General features: G+C 48.8%; 16 protein-coding genes. 3 read left to right on the top strand and 13 right to left on the bottom strand.

Annotation, left to right across the window (positions count from 1 at the left end; genetic code table 11):
- Window positions 1-40: 40 nt before the first annotated feature.
- From G459_RS0125180 to G459_RS0125140, 9 genes are all read right to left on the bottom strand, one after another.
- Window positions 41-547, bottom strand: a complete 507-nt coding sequence (locus tag G459_RS0125180) for a hypothetical protein (RefSeq protein ID WP_026970053.1) — start codon at window positions 545-547, stop codon at window positions 41-43.
- A gap of 45 nt (window positions 548-592) precedes the next feature.
- Window positions 593-1,660 (bottom strand): branched-chain amino acid aminotransferase, encoded by a 1,068-nt coding sequence (locus tag G459_RS0125175; protein ID WP_026970052.1) that lies wholly within the window; start codon window positions 1,658-1,660, stop codon window positions 593-595.
- A 103-nt stretch (window positions 1,661-1,763) separates the two neighbouring features.
- Window positions 1,764-2,315 (bottom strand): cob(I)yrinic acid a,c-diamide adenosyltransferase, encoded by a 552-nt coding sequence (locus G459_RS0125170; RefSeq protein WP_026970051.1) that lies wholly within the window; start codon window positions 2,313-2,315, stop codon window positions 1,764-1,766.
- Window positions 2,316-2,375: 60 nt separating this feature from the next.
- Entirely contained in the window at window positions 2,376-3,092 is a 717-nt protein-coding gene (locus G459_RS0125165; RefSeq protein ID WP_026970050.1) for an ABC transporter ATP-binding protein, read from the bottom strand.
- Window positions 3,093-3,170: 78 nt separating this feature from the next.
- On the bottom strand, window positions 3,171-5,936 hold the full coding sequence (locus G459_RS0125160) for a hypothetical protein (RefSeq protein ID WP_026970049.1): 2,766 nt from the start codon (window positions 5,934-5,936) through the stop codon (window positions 3,171-3,173).
- A 2-nt stretch (window positions 5,937-5,938) separates the two neighbouring features.
- Window positions 5,939-6,226, bottom strand: coding sequence for an Asp-tRNA(Asn)/Glu-tRNA(Gln) amidotransferase subunit GatC (gene gatC, locus G459_RS0125155; RefSeq protein ID WP_026970048.1), 288 nt, complete (start codon window positions 6,224-6,226; stop codon window positions 5,939-5,941).
- 18 nt (window positions 6,227-6,244) lie between these two features.
- On the bottom strand, window positions 6,245-6,976 hold the full coding sequence (locus G459_RS0125150) for a lysophospholipid acyltransferase family protein (RefSeq protein ID WP_026970047.1): 732 nt from the start codon (window positions 6,974-6,976) through the stop codon (window positions 6,245-6,247).
- Window positions 6,969-7,346 carry a globin domain-containing protein gene (locus tag G459_RS0125145; RefSeq protein ID WP_026970046.1) on the bottom strand — a complete coding sequence of 126 codons (378 nt, stop codon included), beginning with the start codon at window positions 7,344-7,346 and terminating at the stop codon, window positions 6,969-6,971. The genes G459_RS0125150 and G459_RS0125145 overlap by 8 nt, the downstream gene beginning before the upstream one ends.
- Before the next feature lie 22 nt (window positions 7,347-7,368).
- Window positions 7,369-8,718 (bottom strand): NfeD family protein, encoded by a 1,350-nt coding sequence (locus G459_RS0125140; protein WP_026970045.1) that lies wholly within the window; start codon window positions 8,716-8,718, stop codon window positions 7,369-7,371.
- A 207-nt stretch (window positions 8,719-8,925) separates the two neighbouring features.
- On the opposite strand from G459_RS0125140, the gene G459_RS0125135 reads away from it, so the two are divergent.
- The 3 genes from G459_RS0125135 to G459_RS0125125 all read left to right on the top strand — a co-directional run bounded on the left by G459_RS0125135 (window position 8,926) and on the right by G459_RS0125125 (window position 11,624).
- Window positions 8,926-10,101 carry a LysM peptidoglycan-binding domain-containing protein gene (locus G459_RS0125135; RefSeq protein ID WP_035457007.1) on the top strand — a complete coding sequence of 392 codons (1,176 nt, stop codon included), beginning with the start codon at window positions 8,926-8,928 and terminating at the stop codon, window positions 10,099-10,101.
- Between the two features lie 201 nt (window positions 10,102-10,302).
- Entirely contained in the window at window positions 10,303-10,857 is a 555-nt protein-coding gene (locus tag G459_RS0125130; RefSeq protein WP_026970043.1) for a hypothetical protein, read from the top strand.
- Entirely contained in the window at window positions 10,857-11,624 is a 768-nt protein-coding gene (locus G459_RS0125125; protein ID WP_026970042.1) for a TIGR02757 family protein, read from the top strand. The genes G459_RS0125130 and G459_RS0125125 overlap by 1 nt, the downstream gene beginning before the upstream one ends.
- Before the next feature lie 59 nt (window positions 11,625-11,683).
- On the opposite strand, the gene G459_RS0125120 is transcribed toward G459_RS0125125, so the two are convergent.
- The 4 genes from G459_RS0125120 to aceK form a co-directional block, all read right to left on the bottom strand.
- A complete protein-coding gene (locus tag G459_RS0125120) occupies window positions 11,684-12,898 on the bottom strand; it encodes an ATP-grasp domain-containing protein (protein WP_026970041.1) in 1,215 nt (404 codons plus the stop codon).
- A 67-nt stretch (window positions 12,899-12,965) separates the two neighbouring features.
- Entirely contained in the window at window positions 12,966-14,387 is a 1,422-nt protein-coding gene (locus G459_RS0125115) for a leucyl aminopeptidase family protein (protein WP_026970040.1), read from the bottom strand.
- A gap of 18 nt (window positions 14,388-14,405) precedes the next feature.
- Complete coding sequence (locus G459_RS0125110; RefSeq protein WP_051315430.1) at window positions 14,406-15,530, bottom strand: alpha/beta hydrolase; 1,125 nt, start codon at window positions 15,528-15,530, stop codon at window positions 14,406-14,408.
- Window positions 15,531-15,607: 77 nt separating this feature from the next.
- Window positions 15,608-17,332: a bifunctional isocitrate dehydrogenase kinase/phosphatase gene (aceK, locus tag G459_RS0125105; protein ID WP_026970038.1), complete on the bottom strand. Its 1,725-nt coding sequence runs from the start codon at window positions 17,330-17,332 to the stop codon at window positions 15,608-15,610.
- Between the last annotated feature and the right edge of the window lie 55 nt (window positions 17,333-17,387).

The raw sequence follows: 17,387 nt of genomic DNA, 5'->3' as shown, positions 1-17,387 counted from the left end.
AAAGTCCGAAAAAATATCCGCTTTTGCCAGCCTGATTCAATTATTCCATCCGCATCAGGATGATTTGAATCCCATAGCCACTGGTGTTTTTGAAAGTTTTGTACCGAAGTGGAAGCAAAGCAAGACCCGTCCCGATCAGAATTCCGGAAGTAATGGCCACACCGGAGTCGATCTCAAGTTCACTCGTTTGATAGAGGCTGTTGACCGCTTCGACGGTTAACAGAATTCCCCCGGCACCCAGGAAAAGTGCCGTTAGGTTACGCATCGTGCGATTTCTGGGATCTTTGTTCCGGATATCGACTTCCTCAATGTCTGCCGGACTCAGGATGTTTTCCGTGAGGTAGATGAAGTCTTTGTCTACGCTGACAATCTGATCCGTGACGAAATAGCCCAGTTTTTTGCTTTTGTAGGTGATGTCTTCCCCTGGGTAAAACCTGATCTGGGATTTTTGATTGCTGCCTCTTTTGAGGAGAATGAAATCGCGGGACTGCGCTTGCGCTCCGACAAAAAGAAAAAACAAAAGAGTCGCTGTTAAAGCTGATTTCATAGATGAAAAGTAACGAGAAACAGGAAGTTGCCTTCCTGTTCAATTTTAGATTTTTACGATCCAGCCTCTCGAGTCCGCAATGTCGCCGTACTTGATGCCGTCCAGTTCATGGAGCACTTTGTATGAAAACGCATTTGGATTGCCTTCTGGCAGGATGTAGTCTTTGCCATTCACATTGATTTTCGAGATATGGGCTATAGTCGCTGCGGTTCCGGAGCCAAAGGCTTCTTTCAGGCTGCCGTCTTCCAAGGCTTGTTGAAGCTCGGAAACAGTCATGAATCGCTCTTCGAGCGGCTTGCCCCAGTCCTTGGCGAGCTGAACCACTGAATCTCTGGTGATTCCTTTGAGGATAGTTCCGGTGTTTGTTGGCGCAGTGATCAGCGTTCCGTTGATGTCAAACATCACGTTCATGGTTCCGCTTTCCTCGATCTTGCTGTGGGATTTGCCATCTGTCCAGAGCAACTGGTCGTAGCCGGCGCGCTGGGCCTGAAGTGCCGGAAAAAGGGAAGCCGCATAGTTTCCGGCAGTTTTGGCTCCGCCTGTTCCGCCTTCTGTGGCTCTTGTGAAATCGGTTTCCACTTTCACGCTGACCGGCTTGCTGTAATACGCGCCCACTGGACAGGTGAAGATGATGAATTTATAGGTATCGGATGGTTTGACGCCGATGTAATTGTCGGTGGCGAACATGTAAGGTCGGATGTACAAACTAGCTCCTTTTCCAGATGGGACCCAGTTTCGGTCCAATTCGATCAGTTGAAGCAAGCCTTCCATGAAGATTTCTTCGGGAATCTCCGGCATACACATTCTCACTGCGGACTCGTTCATTCTTCGCGCGTTTGCGTCGCCTCGGAAGATCAGGATTTCGCCTTTTTCATTTTTGTAGGCTTTCAAACCCTCAAAAATTGACTGTCCGTAGTGAAGCGCCGCGTTGGCAGGGTGAAGATCTAATGTGCCATAAGGTTCGATTCGGAGATCGGTCCACTCGCCATTTTTGAAGTCCGCCACAAACATGTGATCAGAAATGGTCTTGCCAAAGACTAGGTTGGAAAAGTCTGTTTCGGCAAGTTTCGACTGGGTGGTTTTCCGAACCGGGATAGCAAGTGAGGTCTTCATACGCTTTCTATTTTGAGGCTGAGCGCCTAAGTTTTTCTATTTTCCTGCAGAGTCAAATTGACTCCTGGCTTGATTTCGAGGCAATTTACGAAACTGCACCGGCTTATTTTAATCTGGGTGCCCAAGTTACTTCTTCTACGTCCAGTTCTTGCGCCATTTTCCTACCCAGTACAAACAGATAATCTGAAAGTCTGTTTAGATATTGAATGACCAGTTCGGAAACTGGTTCTACCGAGGCAAGGTCTACTGCGATCCGCTCCGCGCGTCTACACACGGTTCTCGCCAAGTGGCAAAATGAGACAGATTGGTGACCTCCGGGAAGGATAAATGCGGTCAACATAGGCAAATCCGCGTCCATCAAATCGATCTCCTGCTCGACTAAGTCAATGTCCGCCTGATGAAGATCCGGTTTTTTGACTTTGGTTTTGCCGGGCGCAGTGGCCAGGTCGGCGCCGATGGTGAACAATCTATCCTGAATGCCTTTGAGAAAATCCGCCCGTTTTTCGTTGACGGGCTGGTCTCTCAGCAATCCCAGGTAGGAATTCAGTTCGTCGATCGTGCCGTAGGCGTCTATTCTCAAATCGGACTTTGGCACTCGAACGCCACCGAGTAATGAGGTGATGCCCTGATCTCCTGTTTTGGTATAGATTTTCATTCAGCCAGCGTGCATTTCAGTGACAAAAATAAGAATCTATTTGAATTTAGCGGGAGCAAATCAGGCGTGGACTGGTACGCCTCTGGTAGGATTGGGGTTGACCGTGTCAGTCTCAACCAGTCCATCCCGAAGCCTGACGATTCGGTGCGCATAGTGGGCAATGTCATCTTCGTGTGTTACCATGATGATGGTGTTGCCTTTGGCGTGGAGTTCATGAAAAAGCTCCATGATATCGTGGGATGTTTTGGAGTCCAAGTTACCGGTAGGTTCATCGGCGAGGATGATACTAGGATTGTTGACCAAGGCTCTCGCGATCGCGACACGCTGCCGCTGACCACCTGATAGCTCGTTGGGGCGGTGCTTGGTTCGGTCTCCTAAGCCGACATTGTCTAAAGCTTTGAAAGCCATTTCAGATCTTTCTGCTTTGCTGAAACCGGCATACACGAGCGGAAGCGCGACGTTGTCCAGGCAGGAAGCTCTCGGAAGCAAGTTGAAGGTCTGAAAGACAAAGCCGATTTCTTTGTTACGGATATCTGCGAGCTCATTTTCACTCATGTCACTCACGTCTTTTCCTGCCAAAACGTAACTTCCGGCCGTAGGGGAGTCGAGACAGCCGATGATGTTCATCAGGGTCGATTTCCCTGATCCGGAAGGTCCCATGAACGCCACGTATTCCCCACGATCTACCGTGATGCTTACTGACTTGAGGGCTTGGATGATTTCGGAGCCCATTTTATAAGTTTTGTTGATTTCGTGGGTTTCAATGACTCTGCTCATGGTAGAAAATTTTGCTTAAGATAGTGGTTTAGTATTTAAAATTTGGAAGGTCAACGTGTCAAAATACGTGAAAAATGATCAATAGTTTGTGCCCATCAACAATTCAATTTCTTCCCAGGTCATCCAGGTATTCATCTCCTGTATCGCGTCCGTAGCATAGTTGTCCAAGCCGATGCGTTTGGCTGCCTGCACCTTTCTGATCCAAAGCAAGGGGTCTCGACTGAATTCGCTGGCCGTGTTGAGTAATTCATACTGAGCGAGCGGATCCTGGAGCCGGTCCGCAGCACTGAGAATCAGTGGTGTACGGTACGGATTTGCAGTCAGTTCCTCGCCGACTTGCAGAAATTCTGAAAACGCCAGCAGGGAAGTTTGATCTGACCAATCCGGGTTTTGAAGGAACTGAATGAGTTTATCTTCATTTTCTACCTTTCCTTTCAAGGTGTTTCCCAGTTCATTCAACTGATATTTGGTCAGCCCATGCGCTTTTCTTTCCAAGAGTAGATAAGCCAAAGCCGCCTTCATTTCGCTGGAAGAAAGGAGTGACCATTGATCGAAGAGCTTGTCAGGGATTGTTTGGTTAAACTTGGCGAGTAAAGTCAAGAAATCCTCCGGGGGATTTGATCCCGGGACTTGATATTTCGCTCTCAGTTCGATCGACTTTTCTCCAAAACCTCCCAATTCTAAGATCGTCAAGTGATAAGGTCGAAAGGCTTTGAACCCCTTCTCCTCGGCTGCTATGATATCTTTTGACGCTTTTTCAAAATCCAGGTTCCGAGCCAAGATCCCTGCTGTCAGGTTGAGGTAATAGCCCGCATCGCCGGGATTTCGGAAGGCCAGCCCGTTTAGGTTTTTCACCGATTCGGTCACTCTCCCTGCTGACAGACTCCGGATTGAGGCAGTCTCTTGCACCTGCATCAGATAGTCCAACATCTCTGGTTTGCGGCTTATAGAGTCGATCCAGGCGATGTCTTCCGGGGTTCCTGAGAAGCTTTTGAGGGAGAAAAGGTTTCTGATTCCTGCGTTTAGAATCATCGGAGACGTATTTCCCTCCAGTTGCGACCTGAGACTTTGCAGCTCTCCGGCATCGCTGGGTTCGCCGAGGAGATTTCTTCTGGCTAGCCAATTGATCTTGGTAATCAGTTCATCGCCTGATTCGGTTTCTTGATGCTCCTTTTGAAGTTTACTCTGAAGAGCGATGAGGTTTGACGCCAGCACAGGATTGGAATCTATGTTGTCTTCCAACAGTTTCAGCGCTTCATCGGGCTTTTGCAATTTCACGTAGAGCAAAGCCAGATTATTGATCAAATAGGGATTTTCCGGAAACCGCTTCAGGCCGTTTTCGAGGTAAAATACACCCTCGAAAGGTTTGTTTTCCCGCATCACCCGGGCGCTTAGCAACAGAATGTTGTCCACTTGCGGCGCTTCGGCGAAGCTTTCGCCCAGATGTTCTTTGGCAAGTGTGGGCTGACTGAGTTCAAACAGGAGTTGAGCCGTGGTGTTTTTCGCCTTCCTATTTTTCCGAAACGTATCCCACGCATTTTCATACAGGATACTTGCCTCGAGTTTTTTACCCGTCTGATAGTAATAGTCTCCGCGGATATTGGTCGTGAGCGAACTGACTTGGGGAGCCAAGACCGCATCCATGTAGATCGTGATCACTAACATCGCGATCAGCCCACCGATGCGGAGGTGATAGTAGGGGAGAGAAAAAGGTTTGTAAAGTACCTTGTCCACGGACTTGCCGGAGTCCATGATGGAGAGAAAATTGCTCAGGAGGTACACGATGAAAAACAGCGAAAATCCAAACTGGGAATAGACGATCAGGTGCTTCAGAAACTCGAAAGCGGCTTGGTTTTGAGAGATTTCCAGTTTCCAGATTACCCAAAAGACAATTGAAAACCCGAGTAGGAAGAGTGCTTTCAAATAGTCAGGTTTGGCGGCGATATTGGGTTCTTGTTCCAGTTTGGTGGTCGTGGAGATCCAACCCAGCACACCGATCGGAAGTGTCAGTAGAAGTGGAGAGAACGTCGGGAACGGAAGGCCGATTTCTCCTTTTAGATTCAAAAGAAGAAATACCAGGGTCAAGAGGTAGAGCGCGCCGACTCCCATGATTTGCCAGGAGATCTTCATGCTGATGTTTTGGTTGGCTCGCGCCAAAAGCAGGTAGATACCCGAAACCACCGCGTGACCTTGCCAGAAAATCCAAGCGATGGCCATCCCCAAACCGACGATTAGGCTTTGCTCAGCAAGGTAGAGTTGGGGATTGTCAATGGGACTCAGCTGGATCAGAATCAGCAAAGCCACACCGGAACCGATTAAAACAGCCAGCCATCGCAACCAAAATGCCGCACTGGGCTTCCAAACATGGAAATAGATCAAGGGCAGGACGGTTCCTACGATCAGAACAATCAAAGGAATGTTTGAACTCGCGGCTCCGATGTTCAGTCCGTTTGCATTGAAAAGTGTCAACAGAACGATCCACGTGCCGCTTGACAGGAGGAAAGGCATTTTTTTGAAGGTGCTGAAAAGTGCCAATGCGGAAACGGCGACCAGAAAGACGATGATTCCGAAGCCATAACTTTCCCGCAGGGTAAATGCAGCCGGGAGTGAATGAAACTCCTGAAATACCAAGTAGTTGTCTACCTGAATCGGAAAGGAGAGCGTGCCCAGATTGACCCAGTCGAGCGGTACGGCTACGGTGTCCAGAAAGGCGCCGGGCTCAATGTTGGGATAGCTATCAGATCCAAACAGAAGCGGATAGGACGCAAAAAGCCCTCCGGTCACTAAGAGCAGGAGGGCAGCTGTTTTTGCGATGATGTTCGAAACGGCGGGGTTTTTAGACATCCTTATTCCAAAACCTTTGGTACGCGGAAGTAGTCTGTATCACTTTTTGGAGCATTTTTCAGTCCGGCTTCATGACCGAGATGCTTGCCGATCTTGTCTTCCCGCATCACGTTGACTTCGGATGACATCGTGGTCAGGGGTTCGATTCCGGTGGTGTCGACTTCGTTGAGTTGCTCCACCCAGTCCAGGATCTGCGACATGTCTTTGGACATTTTTTCGGCAGAACTTTCGTCAAATTCAAGTCTCGCCAGATGCGCGATCTTCTTGATTGAGTCTTTATCTATCTTCATTTTCTTTAAAATCTGAGATCAAACCACGGGATTGTCCGAGTCCAGTTGCTGTTGGATTACCGCGAAACAAGTTTCTTTTAAGTTGATATCCGAGTCAAAATCCCCCGGATCCAATGCCTGGTGAAAAACCATCTTGGCCCTTCTCCTATACAGCAAAAACTGATTGTCTTCGGGCAAAATTAGATGATTATAGGATAAGGTGACAGGGATCACGGGGATTTGTTTTTCCATCGCCAGGCGGAAAGCACCGTTTTTAAAAGGAATCATTTTCGGCGGTTTTGGAGTGAATATTCCCCCTTCGGGAAAAAGAATGATGCTGCTTCCCCGATCCAGGGCTTCTCCTGCTCTTCGCATGGTCTCTGCACGGCTTCTCATCCGATCTCTGTCCACCGCGATGTGAAGGCTTTTGAAATAGTAGCCGAAAAGAGGCATCTTGCTTATGGATGCTTTGCCGACAAAGAGCACATCACCGGGGATAAATCCCATCATCGCCACGTCGAGATAGCTGAAGTGATTGGCTAGGAAAATGTAAGGCTTTCCCGATTTGATTTTTGCTTCCATCTCGATTTTTATTGGCAAGAAAATCAGCGAAAAATAGGCCCTGGCCCAATAGCGGTTGATCTTTCGTCCGTATTTCATCCAGCGGGGAATCCGGATGCAAATCAGTATAAATGGAAAGATCAGCAGGAATGTCACCACAAAAGTCACCGCAGCATAGATGGAATAAATGCGCGCAAAGACCTTACCCATGGTTGATCATGTGGTTGGCGACTTTGATGAAGTATCCGGCCATCAATTCCTTGGCGTTTTGATCCGGATTGAGTCGGTCGAGGGCAGTGAGCATGGCATTAAGCCAATGATCTCGCATATCAGGTCCGATCTGCCAATCGAAATGCCGCTGTCTTAACCTCGGGTGGCCCCGCTCTTCGGAGTATGTCTGTGGCCCGCCGAACACTTGCAGCAAAAACAGGAAAAGCCTCCGCTCAGCAGGAGCCAAATCCTCCTCAGGGTAGAGTTTACGCAAGGCTTGATTTTGGGCGACTTCTTGGTAAAAGTATCGGGTGAGCAATCGGATTTGATCTTCGCCGATCAGTTCATAAATGGACTGAAATGGATTCATGCTGCAAATTTAGCCATTTCTTTCAGGCTTCGGTAGCGAGATTTTTCACTTTCAGGGAAGTGCCTTCGGTGGAGATCACGATGATCTTTTCGCCCTGATCGATAAATTCCCCGCGGGAGTAAGCGTCGTAGAGTTCTCCCTCGATCTCCACCTTACCGCTGGGGCGCAGGCGGGAGTGGACCAGGCCAGTCTTTCCCACCAGTGTATCAGAGTAGAAGCTTGAGGTGTAGCCCTGACTTCGTTCCTGAGTATTGGGCAGTGTGATATGTCGGAAAGCGCCCCATTCGTTGACTTTAGGCGTAAGCCAAAAGACCAAACCCACGGATGCCAGCGAGGCCAGAATGACGGTCAGCAACGCGGTGAAAAGCTGGGAATCGGGTACGAACTCAAAGTTGAAATCTTCATTGGGAATCATCCCGAGTACCAATCCGCCGATGATGCAGACGATCCCCGTGATCCCAAACACACCGAAACCAGGGATCACAAAAAGCTCCACAGCGAGTAGGATAATCCCGACGAAGAACACCAGGATTTCCCAGTTGTCTGCCAGTCCGTTGAGGTAGTAGGGGATGAAATAAAGTAGTGTAGCGACGATGGAGGCAAGGATCGGAAAGCCGACGCCGGGAGTCTGCAGCTCAAAATAGATTCCTCCGATGATGATCAAGATCAGGACGCCGCTGATGGCGGGGTTCAGAAAGAAGGAAATGATGGTGTCGATTGTGTCCTCTTCGTACGCCAGCACTTCGGCGGATTCCAGGTTTTGGGCTTTAAGTAATGCGGTGATGGAGGAGATTTCTCCTTCACAGAAGCCGTATTTGATCGCTTCGGACACAGAGAATGTAATCACGGAACCTGCAGCGGTGATGCCTTCGATCTCGATCCTCTCGTCCACCATTCCTTCAGCGATCTTGGGATCTCGCCCGGTTGCTTCTGCGGTGCTCCGCATCATTGATCTCATGTAGCTTTGGTATTTATCGGGAGCGGCTGCACCGTCCGTGCCGTTGACGACCGTGGCCGCGCCAATACTCGCTCCCGGTGCCATGTAGATGCTGTCGGCGGCAATGGAAATCAGCGCTCCGGCGGAAGCGGCATCTTTGTTGATGAAGACGTACACGGGAATTTCGCTTTCGAGCACCATCGTGCGGATTTCGTCTGCGTCAGTAACTGCACCGCCGTAGGTGTCCATTTCTATGATGATGAGCTGGGCTTCATGCGCTTTTGCTTCTTCGAGAGCAAGCTTCACGCGGCGGTTCATCGCCGGGTCGATGTCTGCGTCGATCTTGAACGTGTAGACTTTCTGGGCTTTTTCCTGGGCAAAAAGAGAAAAGCTAAGCAAGCCAAAGAATAAAAAGATAAACGTGAAGAGGCGCATATTTTACTGGGAATTGAGGAGAAAAGATAAGGATCACTGGTGCAATACACCAATTTTTTGTTTGAAGTTTCCAAGCTGGAATTACCGGGGTTTCGGCTGCATGGAATTTAGGTCGGAAAAAGCCCCGAGAGGATGATTTCTAGCATAATTCTTGCAAAAAGGTTCTTGAAATTTTTAATCTATTTCACTTCAATAGCCTTGATTACGATGATTTCTCAGTTCAGATTCCTCAGTGCCTTCCTGCTCGTTTTTGTTTTAACCCTTTCTTATTCAAATGCTTCCAGTTTGATCGCTGGCGATTCGGTCGGCGTGGAGCGAGTGGGTAACAAGACGTTTATCTTGCATAAAGTAAGTCCTCAAGAAACGCTTTTTGCTATCTCTAGAAAATATCAGGTTCCCGTCGGAGAGATTCAAAGTGCAAATGAAGTCCTGAAACAAGGCTTGAAAATCGGTCAAACGATTCGGGTTCCCTACATCGAAAAAAACGCAGTTCCTGCAGGAGCAGCACTTCACAAGGTAAATCCGGGTGAGACGCTCTTTTCGATTTCCAAAAAATATGGAATTTCGGTCGACTCGCTGAAGCAATGGAACAAACTGATGGGAAATGACTTGAGCGTAGGACAAGCGCTGATTGTGAAAGATGCTACGCTGGCCAGCGATTACCAAGCTCCCCCCGTCGCTCCAGTCTTGACGACTACCCCCACGGTGACTACTGCCAAAGTGACTCCGACGGCAGCTGAAACTCAACCCAAAACTGACTCCAAGCCAGATAAAAAGTCGGCCCAACAGCCTGAAGCGACCAAGCCGCAGCCAGAGCCGACACGAACTTCCATCACTGTGGCTAACACAACGCCGGTTGCTCCCGGTGAATGGATCTCTCACACCGTGAAGCAGGGCGAAACCTTGTTTTCGGTTTCCACCCAGTACAATTCCAGTGTGGAAGATTTGATCAAATGGAATGGACTGACTTCAAATAACCTTCGCTCCGGACAGGTGATCAAAGTAGGACGAGCACCTGAAGGGCCGTCCACAGTTCCCGTGATCGGCACACCAAAAACAGCAACTTCCACTGCGGAGATGACGGTGGAGCCGACTATTGAAAACACCTCCGGAGGATTCAAAAACATTACAGAAACCGGTCAGGCTGAATTGATCGACGGTACCGGTGGCCACAAGAAGTACCTCGTGCTGCATCGAACCGCTCCGGTAGGAAGTATCATGCGGGTGAAAAATGAGGAAAATGACCTGACAATCTTTGCCCGTGTAGTAGGTACGCTTCCTGAAACCGGCGACAACTCCAAACTGGTGATCAAACTTTCCCAGGCGGCATTTGACCAGCTGAAAGCCGTCAATCAACGGTTCCCCGTGGAAGTTCTTTATTGATTAATTGCTAAAAACCTTCCGTTACTAATCCCCTTTCCATATCCAGAAAGGGGATTTTTTTTGTCTTTCTGGCAAGAAATCCAAGCTCTGAAAGTTTTGTTTTGCCAACATCGCTGACGGCTTATACGGGGCCTTTGACCTGAGCAATGCTTGGCTTTGTAGCGGGGCTGGAGTACCTTTGCACCCTCGAGTGAATCCGACATGAATAAAGTCCAGCTTTTCTTTCACCACGCCTTTAGATTTATCTGGAACGCAATCTTTATCATCTGCTATCCGATTTTGGCGAGTTTTGGATTGATTTTTATCGGCCTGACTTTTCTTTTTTCCAAGCTTTCAGAACTGCTGACCCGCATCAAGCCGGAGGGAACCAAGGTCGTTTTCAAGGAAACGGATTGGGAGACCATGCCCCATACCAATGACCTGCTGGAAGCAAAAGTCTGTAAGCAAATCATGTTTGGTCCGTCTGGATTTAGGTTGAGAAGAAAGGATGGCGTGCCTTCTGTCTTGGAAGATCACGTCTTCGGCAAAAAAGTTCGGGTGCTTGATGAAGGCTATATCTTGGAGAGATGGAATACACTGGAGTCCAAGGAAATGCCTGACTTTGACATTTGCCTCTATGATCCAGACCAAGATTCCCTCCGCCAGCTGACCAATATCAAGTGTTTTGACTGGCATGTGTCGGAGAAAGTCGAGAATGAAATTTCCTTCAAATGGTTTGACGGGACACAGGGCGGTGAAGTGAAAGTGGCGCTTTGATGCAGAATCTGAAAGACTTTCTGGACGAAAAGGTTGCTCAATACAATCAGCCGAGATTTATCGTCAATGATCCGATTTGCATTCCCCATCGGTTTAGCAAAAAACAAGACATCGAGATTGCGGGCTTTTTTGCATCGATCTTGGCTTGGGGCCAGCGCAAAACGATCATCAATAAATGCACGGAGCTTTTTCAATTGATGGACAATGCTCCGCATGATTTCCTTGTAAATCACCAAGAAAGCGATCTGCAGGTCTTTTTGAATTTTAAGCATCGAACATTTAACGACGTGGATACGCTGTATTTTGTCCACTTTTTAAGCTGGTTTTATCGGAATCATGAGAGTCTGGAGGAGGCATTTCTGAAAGGCCAGACGGGCGAAGTCGATTCGATGGACTCGATCCTGAGCCAGTTTCATCGATTTTTCTTCAGTCTTCCTGATTTCCCCAACCGTACCAAAAAGCACATTGCGACTCCGGACCGAAAGGCTGCCTGCAAGCGGATCAATATGTACCTGCGGTGGATGGTGCGCTCTGATGACAATGGGGTGGATTTCGGACTTTGGAAAAAGATCAGTCCGGCTCAACTCATCTGCCCCTGCGACCTGCATGTGGATCGGGTGGGGAGAAAACTTGGCCTGATCACCCGGAAACAAACGGATTGGCTGACGGCTGTTGAGTTGACTGAGAAACTTAGGGAATTTGATCCCTTAGACCCCGTTAAGTATGATTTCGCGCTGTTTGGTTTGGGGATTGAGGAAAAGTTTTGAAAAGTTCACAGTCCACAGACCACGGTAGAGTGAGGACTGTCGACCATTGACCAAATAACTCAATGAAACTTCTTCACTTCCGGCGCGGCGGCGGTAGTAGAAAGCTCATTGACAAAGCGCTCCGCGTAGTTGTCGAGTAATTGCATCACCCGCTCCTGTTTGGTGGATTTTACAATCAACCCTGCGTGGTAGTTGAGCGGGACGCGGAAGCAGACTTCGGGATCGTCGAAACTGCTGAGATCAGGATGCTCGTATTTCGAAAGGGTCAGGACGATCCCGGCATAGTTTTTCGCAACTTTAGGCAAGTCGTATTTTTCCTCTTTTGCGACAGCGTCTTCGACCTTTGCCCATTCTTCCCAAAGGTTAACATCGGTGGCAGCTTCGACCATCTCTGCCAGATGCGCTCCACCAACCCTCGAGGCGGTTTCTAGAAAATAGATTTGACCGTCTTCCCGATTTTTGATGAATTCGGTGTGGGAGGCACCATGCTTCAGCCCAAAGGCCTTCATGATTTCGGCGTTTACTTTTTTGATGGCTTTGTCATCCTCCGAACCGTACTTGATGTTGGCAGATCGGAAGATCCCTCCTCCTTGAGAGATCTCCATCGGAGTGGCCAAGTACCGTGAAACGGTTAAAAACAAGGTTTTTCCATCCAGCTGAAGTCCATCTGCGTGGTAGACGTCCCCAGGTTTGAATTGCTCCACGAGGTAATAGACCCTGTTCTCACCGAGCTCATCGATATGCTTCCAGAGGTCTTCTTTGCTATGAACTTTGATGATTCCGTGCGCAGAAGCTTCCGATCTTGGTTTCAGCACCCAAGGAGCGGCTACGGTATCCGCGAAGTGGTTGATTTCCTCGTTATTGAATAATGCCGAAAAGGCGGGAACCAGAATTCCAGCGTCTTTGGCGCGCATCCGCATGGCGAGCTTGTCGCGGAAATAGCGACCCGTAGTTTGGCCCATTCCGGGGATCCGCAGGTTTTCCCGGAGAAAGGCAGCTTTTTCCACATCGTAATCATCCAAGGCAATGATTGCTTCGATTTTATGGTCTTTCATCAAGCCTCCCACACCTTTCAAGAGCACATCCAAGTCCCAATCGAGGTCCTGACCCGGCATGTAAAAAACCTCGTCGATGTATTCAAAGGCCCAGGGTTTGTCACGGAGCTGCTCGGTGGTGATTAAGAAAACCCGGTTGCCCTGTTTTTTCAATGCAGTTAAAAATGCGTTTCCTTTAAAATAGTTGGAGATGCAGAGAAAAGTTTTGGAGCTAGACATAGGCTGAAGTTTGTCTGATAATGTGAAAAAAAAATCCGGCAAATGAGAACGCTTGCCGGATATATTTTTAGAGTTGACTTTCGATGTAAGTCAGAAGAAGGCTGACTCCGTAGGCTGTTCCTGTCTTGGTTTTTGCAAACTCGGTGTCGCCAAAAGCTACCCCTGCGATATCTAAATGCGCCCAAGCGGGATGCTCGTGCGTAAACGCCTGAAGGAACTTGGCAGCGGTGATGGCTCCGGCAAAGGGCTTCCCGTGATAATTCTTGATGTCGGCGATTTCGGAATCCATCTCTTTGCCATACTCATCCCAAAGCGGCAAGGGCCAGGATTTTTCCCCGATCATCTCACCTGCCTGCTGCAGTCCGTGCGACAGAGTGTCATCGTTGGAGAAAAGTGCAGCGCACTCGTACCCGAATGTCCCGATAGCGCTTCCTGTCAGGGTCGCAAGATCGATCACTTGGTCTGTTTTATAGTTTTTGATCAGATAGGAGAGCCCGTCAGCCAAGATCAGCCTGCCCTCGGCATCGGTATCGATGACCTCTATGCTCAGCCCGGCGTGGCTGCCAATAACTTCGGAGGGTAGATAAGCATCTTTGTCGATTGCGTTTTCCACAGCAGGGACGATCGCGGTCAGATTGACATGAAGCCCGAGATCGCTGATCAGCTGAGTGGTCGCCAAGACGGCCGCAGCTCCGCCCATATCGGACTTCATGTGGTGCATCCCTTGCGTCTTCACGTTCAGTCCGCCGGTATCGAAGGTCACACCTTTGCCTACGAGACCGACGTGCAACTTGGCTTTGGGATGACGATACTCTAGGATGATGAATTTCGGCTCTTTCGCGGAACCTCTTCCTACGGCTAAAAATGCCTCCAGTCCTTCTGATTTGGCTTTTTTTGCATCCAGGACTTTTATGTCAAGCTTTGATTTTTTGCCCAGATCTTTTGCCCAGTCGGCCAGATATTCGGGAGTGATCTTGTTTGGAGGAAGATCGACCAACTTGAAAGCTTCGATCTTGGCGTCTGCGATTTTTTCAGCCCGCTCAGCCAGAGATTTTGCTTTGTCCAGACTTGAACCAACCTCGACTTTCAACTTATGAAAGTCTTTTGGCTTCTCTTTTTTATAAAAACCAATCGAATAGCTTCCGAGCCGAAATCCGACCAAGGCCGCTTCCGTCTGCTCGGCGGTGAAGGTGTCGGGAAAATCCAGAAACACTTCCTTTTCCACCAAGGATGAACTTTTGGATAGAATCCTTCTGTAGGAAGTTTCAATGGTTTTGTAATCCGGTTCCTTTCCCAATCCAATGAGCAGGACCAGCTGATCCCCGGATTCAAAGCTGTAAGAGCTGTCTTTTTTGCCAGAGAAAAGAAAGGAGGACGGCGGAGAAAAGCCCAGGTTTTCGGTCTGAAGTTTCCCGGTTTCACTTTCAAAAATAGGAACAACCCTCAGCGCAGCGCTCGAAGGGTTTTTTGGATTGATCTTGAATTGCATAAAATAAGGTTTGGGATTTTACTCCGGTTTATCACTGAAAAAGAGCCATTCAATGGCTTTGGGAAACTCGTCACTCCAATAGGCCTCGTTGTGCTTGCCCTGCTCGTTGATCGACAGGCGTACCTTCATCTTGCCTTTTAGACTCTTGCGCTTGCGTAAGCGCTTGTGAAATTTTGTAAGGTGGGCCACCATGGTTTCGCTTTCGTTTCCGCCACCATACAGGTACATCCTGGTATCCTGAGGCTCAAATAGGTCGAGAAAGCTCAATTTGACTTTCGGAGTAATCCAGAGAGAAGGGGAGAAGATCATCAGCTTTCCAAAGACCTCCGGGTAGATGATACCTGAATAGATGCTGACCAGCCCGCCCATGGAGCTGCCGCCGATACCGGTCGATTCGCGGCCGGCTTCCGTTCGGAAAGTACGGTCCACATACGGCTTCAGCGTCTCGGTGATGAACCGGATGTATTGCTTGCCGAGTCCGTGACCCAACAGCGTGTTGCCGACATTGTACTCCTTCAGGCGCTCGTCCTCGCCGTGCTCTACGGCTATGATGATGATCTTGCCAATCCCATAGTCTGACATGACAGCCAGCTTTTTGTCTATCTGCCAGTTGCCAAATTCTGCATTTTCGTGGAAAAGATTCTGGGCGTCCTGAAGATAAAGCACCGGATAGCTGTCCTCGCTGCTATCGTAATCGTGAGGCAGCAACGCCCAGATTTTTCGGGTGGTATTCAGCTGGGGAATTTCAAATTCCTCAGAGATCAATCTGATCAGAGGAAGTTGGGAAGGACGATAGGGAAGCCAATTTTTACGCCATTTGGCGACTTTTTCGGTCTTGACTGGCTTGTCGTCGTGCCAGTGGCGATTGGGTGTGCGGTTTCCGCTCCGGTCTATCTCCACCTCAGACCAGTCGCCTTTGGTGAATTTGTAAATTAGTTCGCCTTTAAATTCCGGACCTTCGGGGAAGTTGAACTCGTATTTTCCGGGTTCGATCTTTTCCATCTTGAACCGAAAATCCTGCGTCGTCCAGTTGTTGAAATTGCCGGAGATGTAAACTTGCCGGTCGTCGTCTTCCGACGTCTGCAGGACGATCTTTTTTGTCCAGGTGGGAGTTTGCACGACCGTTTGTACTTCTGTAATCATGGGTTGGGGGTGAGTGGTAGGGTAACCCGGGGATTCAAAATTAAGTTTTGTCAGGTTAAAAAGAAACAAGCTTAAACTCAGACTGGCTCGCCCGGCCTGAATCGGATCTCATCGGGGTAGGGAAATGCATGAATCAACTCTCCGTTTTGGATTCGCCGCTTCAAAGAATTCCAGTATTCGGGGTCGAAGAGGTCCTGATGATACTCGAGGAAATGCGGCTTAAGATCCGCTCTTCCGATCATCCAGCGCCGAAAATCCTCCGGAAAGACGTCGTTTTTGTGAATGTCGTACCAAGGCTCCGAGGCATAGATCTGCTCGTAAGTTTCCGCTTTAGGCTTTTTTCGGAAGTTCATTTGCTCCAAAAACTCGATTTCGTCGTAGTCGTAGAAAATGACTCTTTTCTGCCGGGTCAGGCCAAAGTTTTTCGTCATCATATCTCCCGGAAAGATGTTGGCCTGGGCAAGCTGGAGAATCGCCCGTCCATAATCTTCCACGGCACGAAGTCCTTCCTCTTTCGAGCAAGTTTCGAGAAAGATATTGAGCGGAACCATCTTTCGCTCGGTGTATAGATGCTTGATTATCAAGAAATTTTCTTTGATCTGGAGAAGCGAGTTTGTCGTGTTACGTAATTCCTTCATCAGGTCCTCGCTGACCCGATCCAGCGGAATCTTGAAATATTCAAACTCGTGTGTGTCGGCCATTCTTCCCACGCGATCGTGCAGGGATACTAGCTTATATTTCTCCCTGACCTCCTGTCGGGTCATGTTTTTTGGTGGCTCAAAATGGTCTTTGATCAGCTTGAACACAATATTGAGGGAGGGCAGGGCAAAGACCGTCATCACCATCCCTTTGATCCCCGGAGCGATCACAAATCCATCCGAGCTTGTGTCCAGATGATGAAGAAACTCCCGGTAGAACAGCGTCTTGCCATGTTTGTTGAATCCGATGGCATTGTAGAGTTCGTGGATTTTCTTGTGCGGAATGACCGAACTCAGAAATCCGATAATCTGCGACGGAACCTCCGCTTCCACCATGAAATAGGACCGGGTGAAGCTGAACAGGTGACTCATCAGGTTTGGATCAAATATCAAAGTGTCGACATAGACGCCCTTTGGACCGTGCATAAACGGGATGATAAATGGCATCCACTTCTTGCCGACAAAGGTTCTGCCTATCAGATAGGCGGCCTTGTTTCGGTAAAAGACCGGCTTCAGCAGTTGGGTTTTGGTGCCAACTTCGACTTGATATCGGGTCAAAATCACCTTTTTGACACCTTTGACCAAGAATTCAGCGTCTTTTTCCCGATCCATAAACGGCACGCCAAAATCAAAATCATCGAGGATTTGTCGGATGATCTGTTCCAGTCCCATTTCAGCAGGATAGGTGTGCAGCAGCTCGGAGTTTTCGCGGATTTCACAAGACCTGTATCCCTCCATGACAAACATCAGCTCCTCGTCGAGTGGATTGTTTGGGAAGGTTTTTCTAAAAACGGAGTTGAAAAAAGTCTCCGCCAGCTCGACATCTGGGCGGTCACCGATGAGCTGTTGGTACTCGTCCCGTATGGCGGTCCAGATAGCCGAATTGCCGGAATCGGCGCCAAGAATCTGCTGAAAGACCTTCACCAGCTGGAATAGAAGGTCTTTGTAAAGTCTCAGACGCTGGCGGTGATTGAGTTGGGTTGCCTGCCAGTTGCGCTGCGCAAAGTAAATCGGTGCAAGCCGGGTGTAAGTTTTGAAGGTTTCGGTGTAGGTGAGAAATCCTTCAAAAATCCTGTTGGCGAGTGGCTGGGCTCTTTGTGGCATAGAATATTCTGTAGCGGCGGTGAAAAATTAGCTTTTTTGAGCAATTCCGAATTGC

This window comes from Algoriphagus terrigena DSM 22685 (assembly GCF_000429445.1).
In the GTDB taxonomy this organism is placed as follows: Bacteria; Bacteroidota; Bacteroidia; order Cytophagales; family Cyclobacteriaceae; genus Algoriphagus; species Algoriphagus terrigena.
Note: the sequence above shows the minus strand (reverse complement) of the source record. Positions and strands in the feature narration are given on the sequence as shown.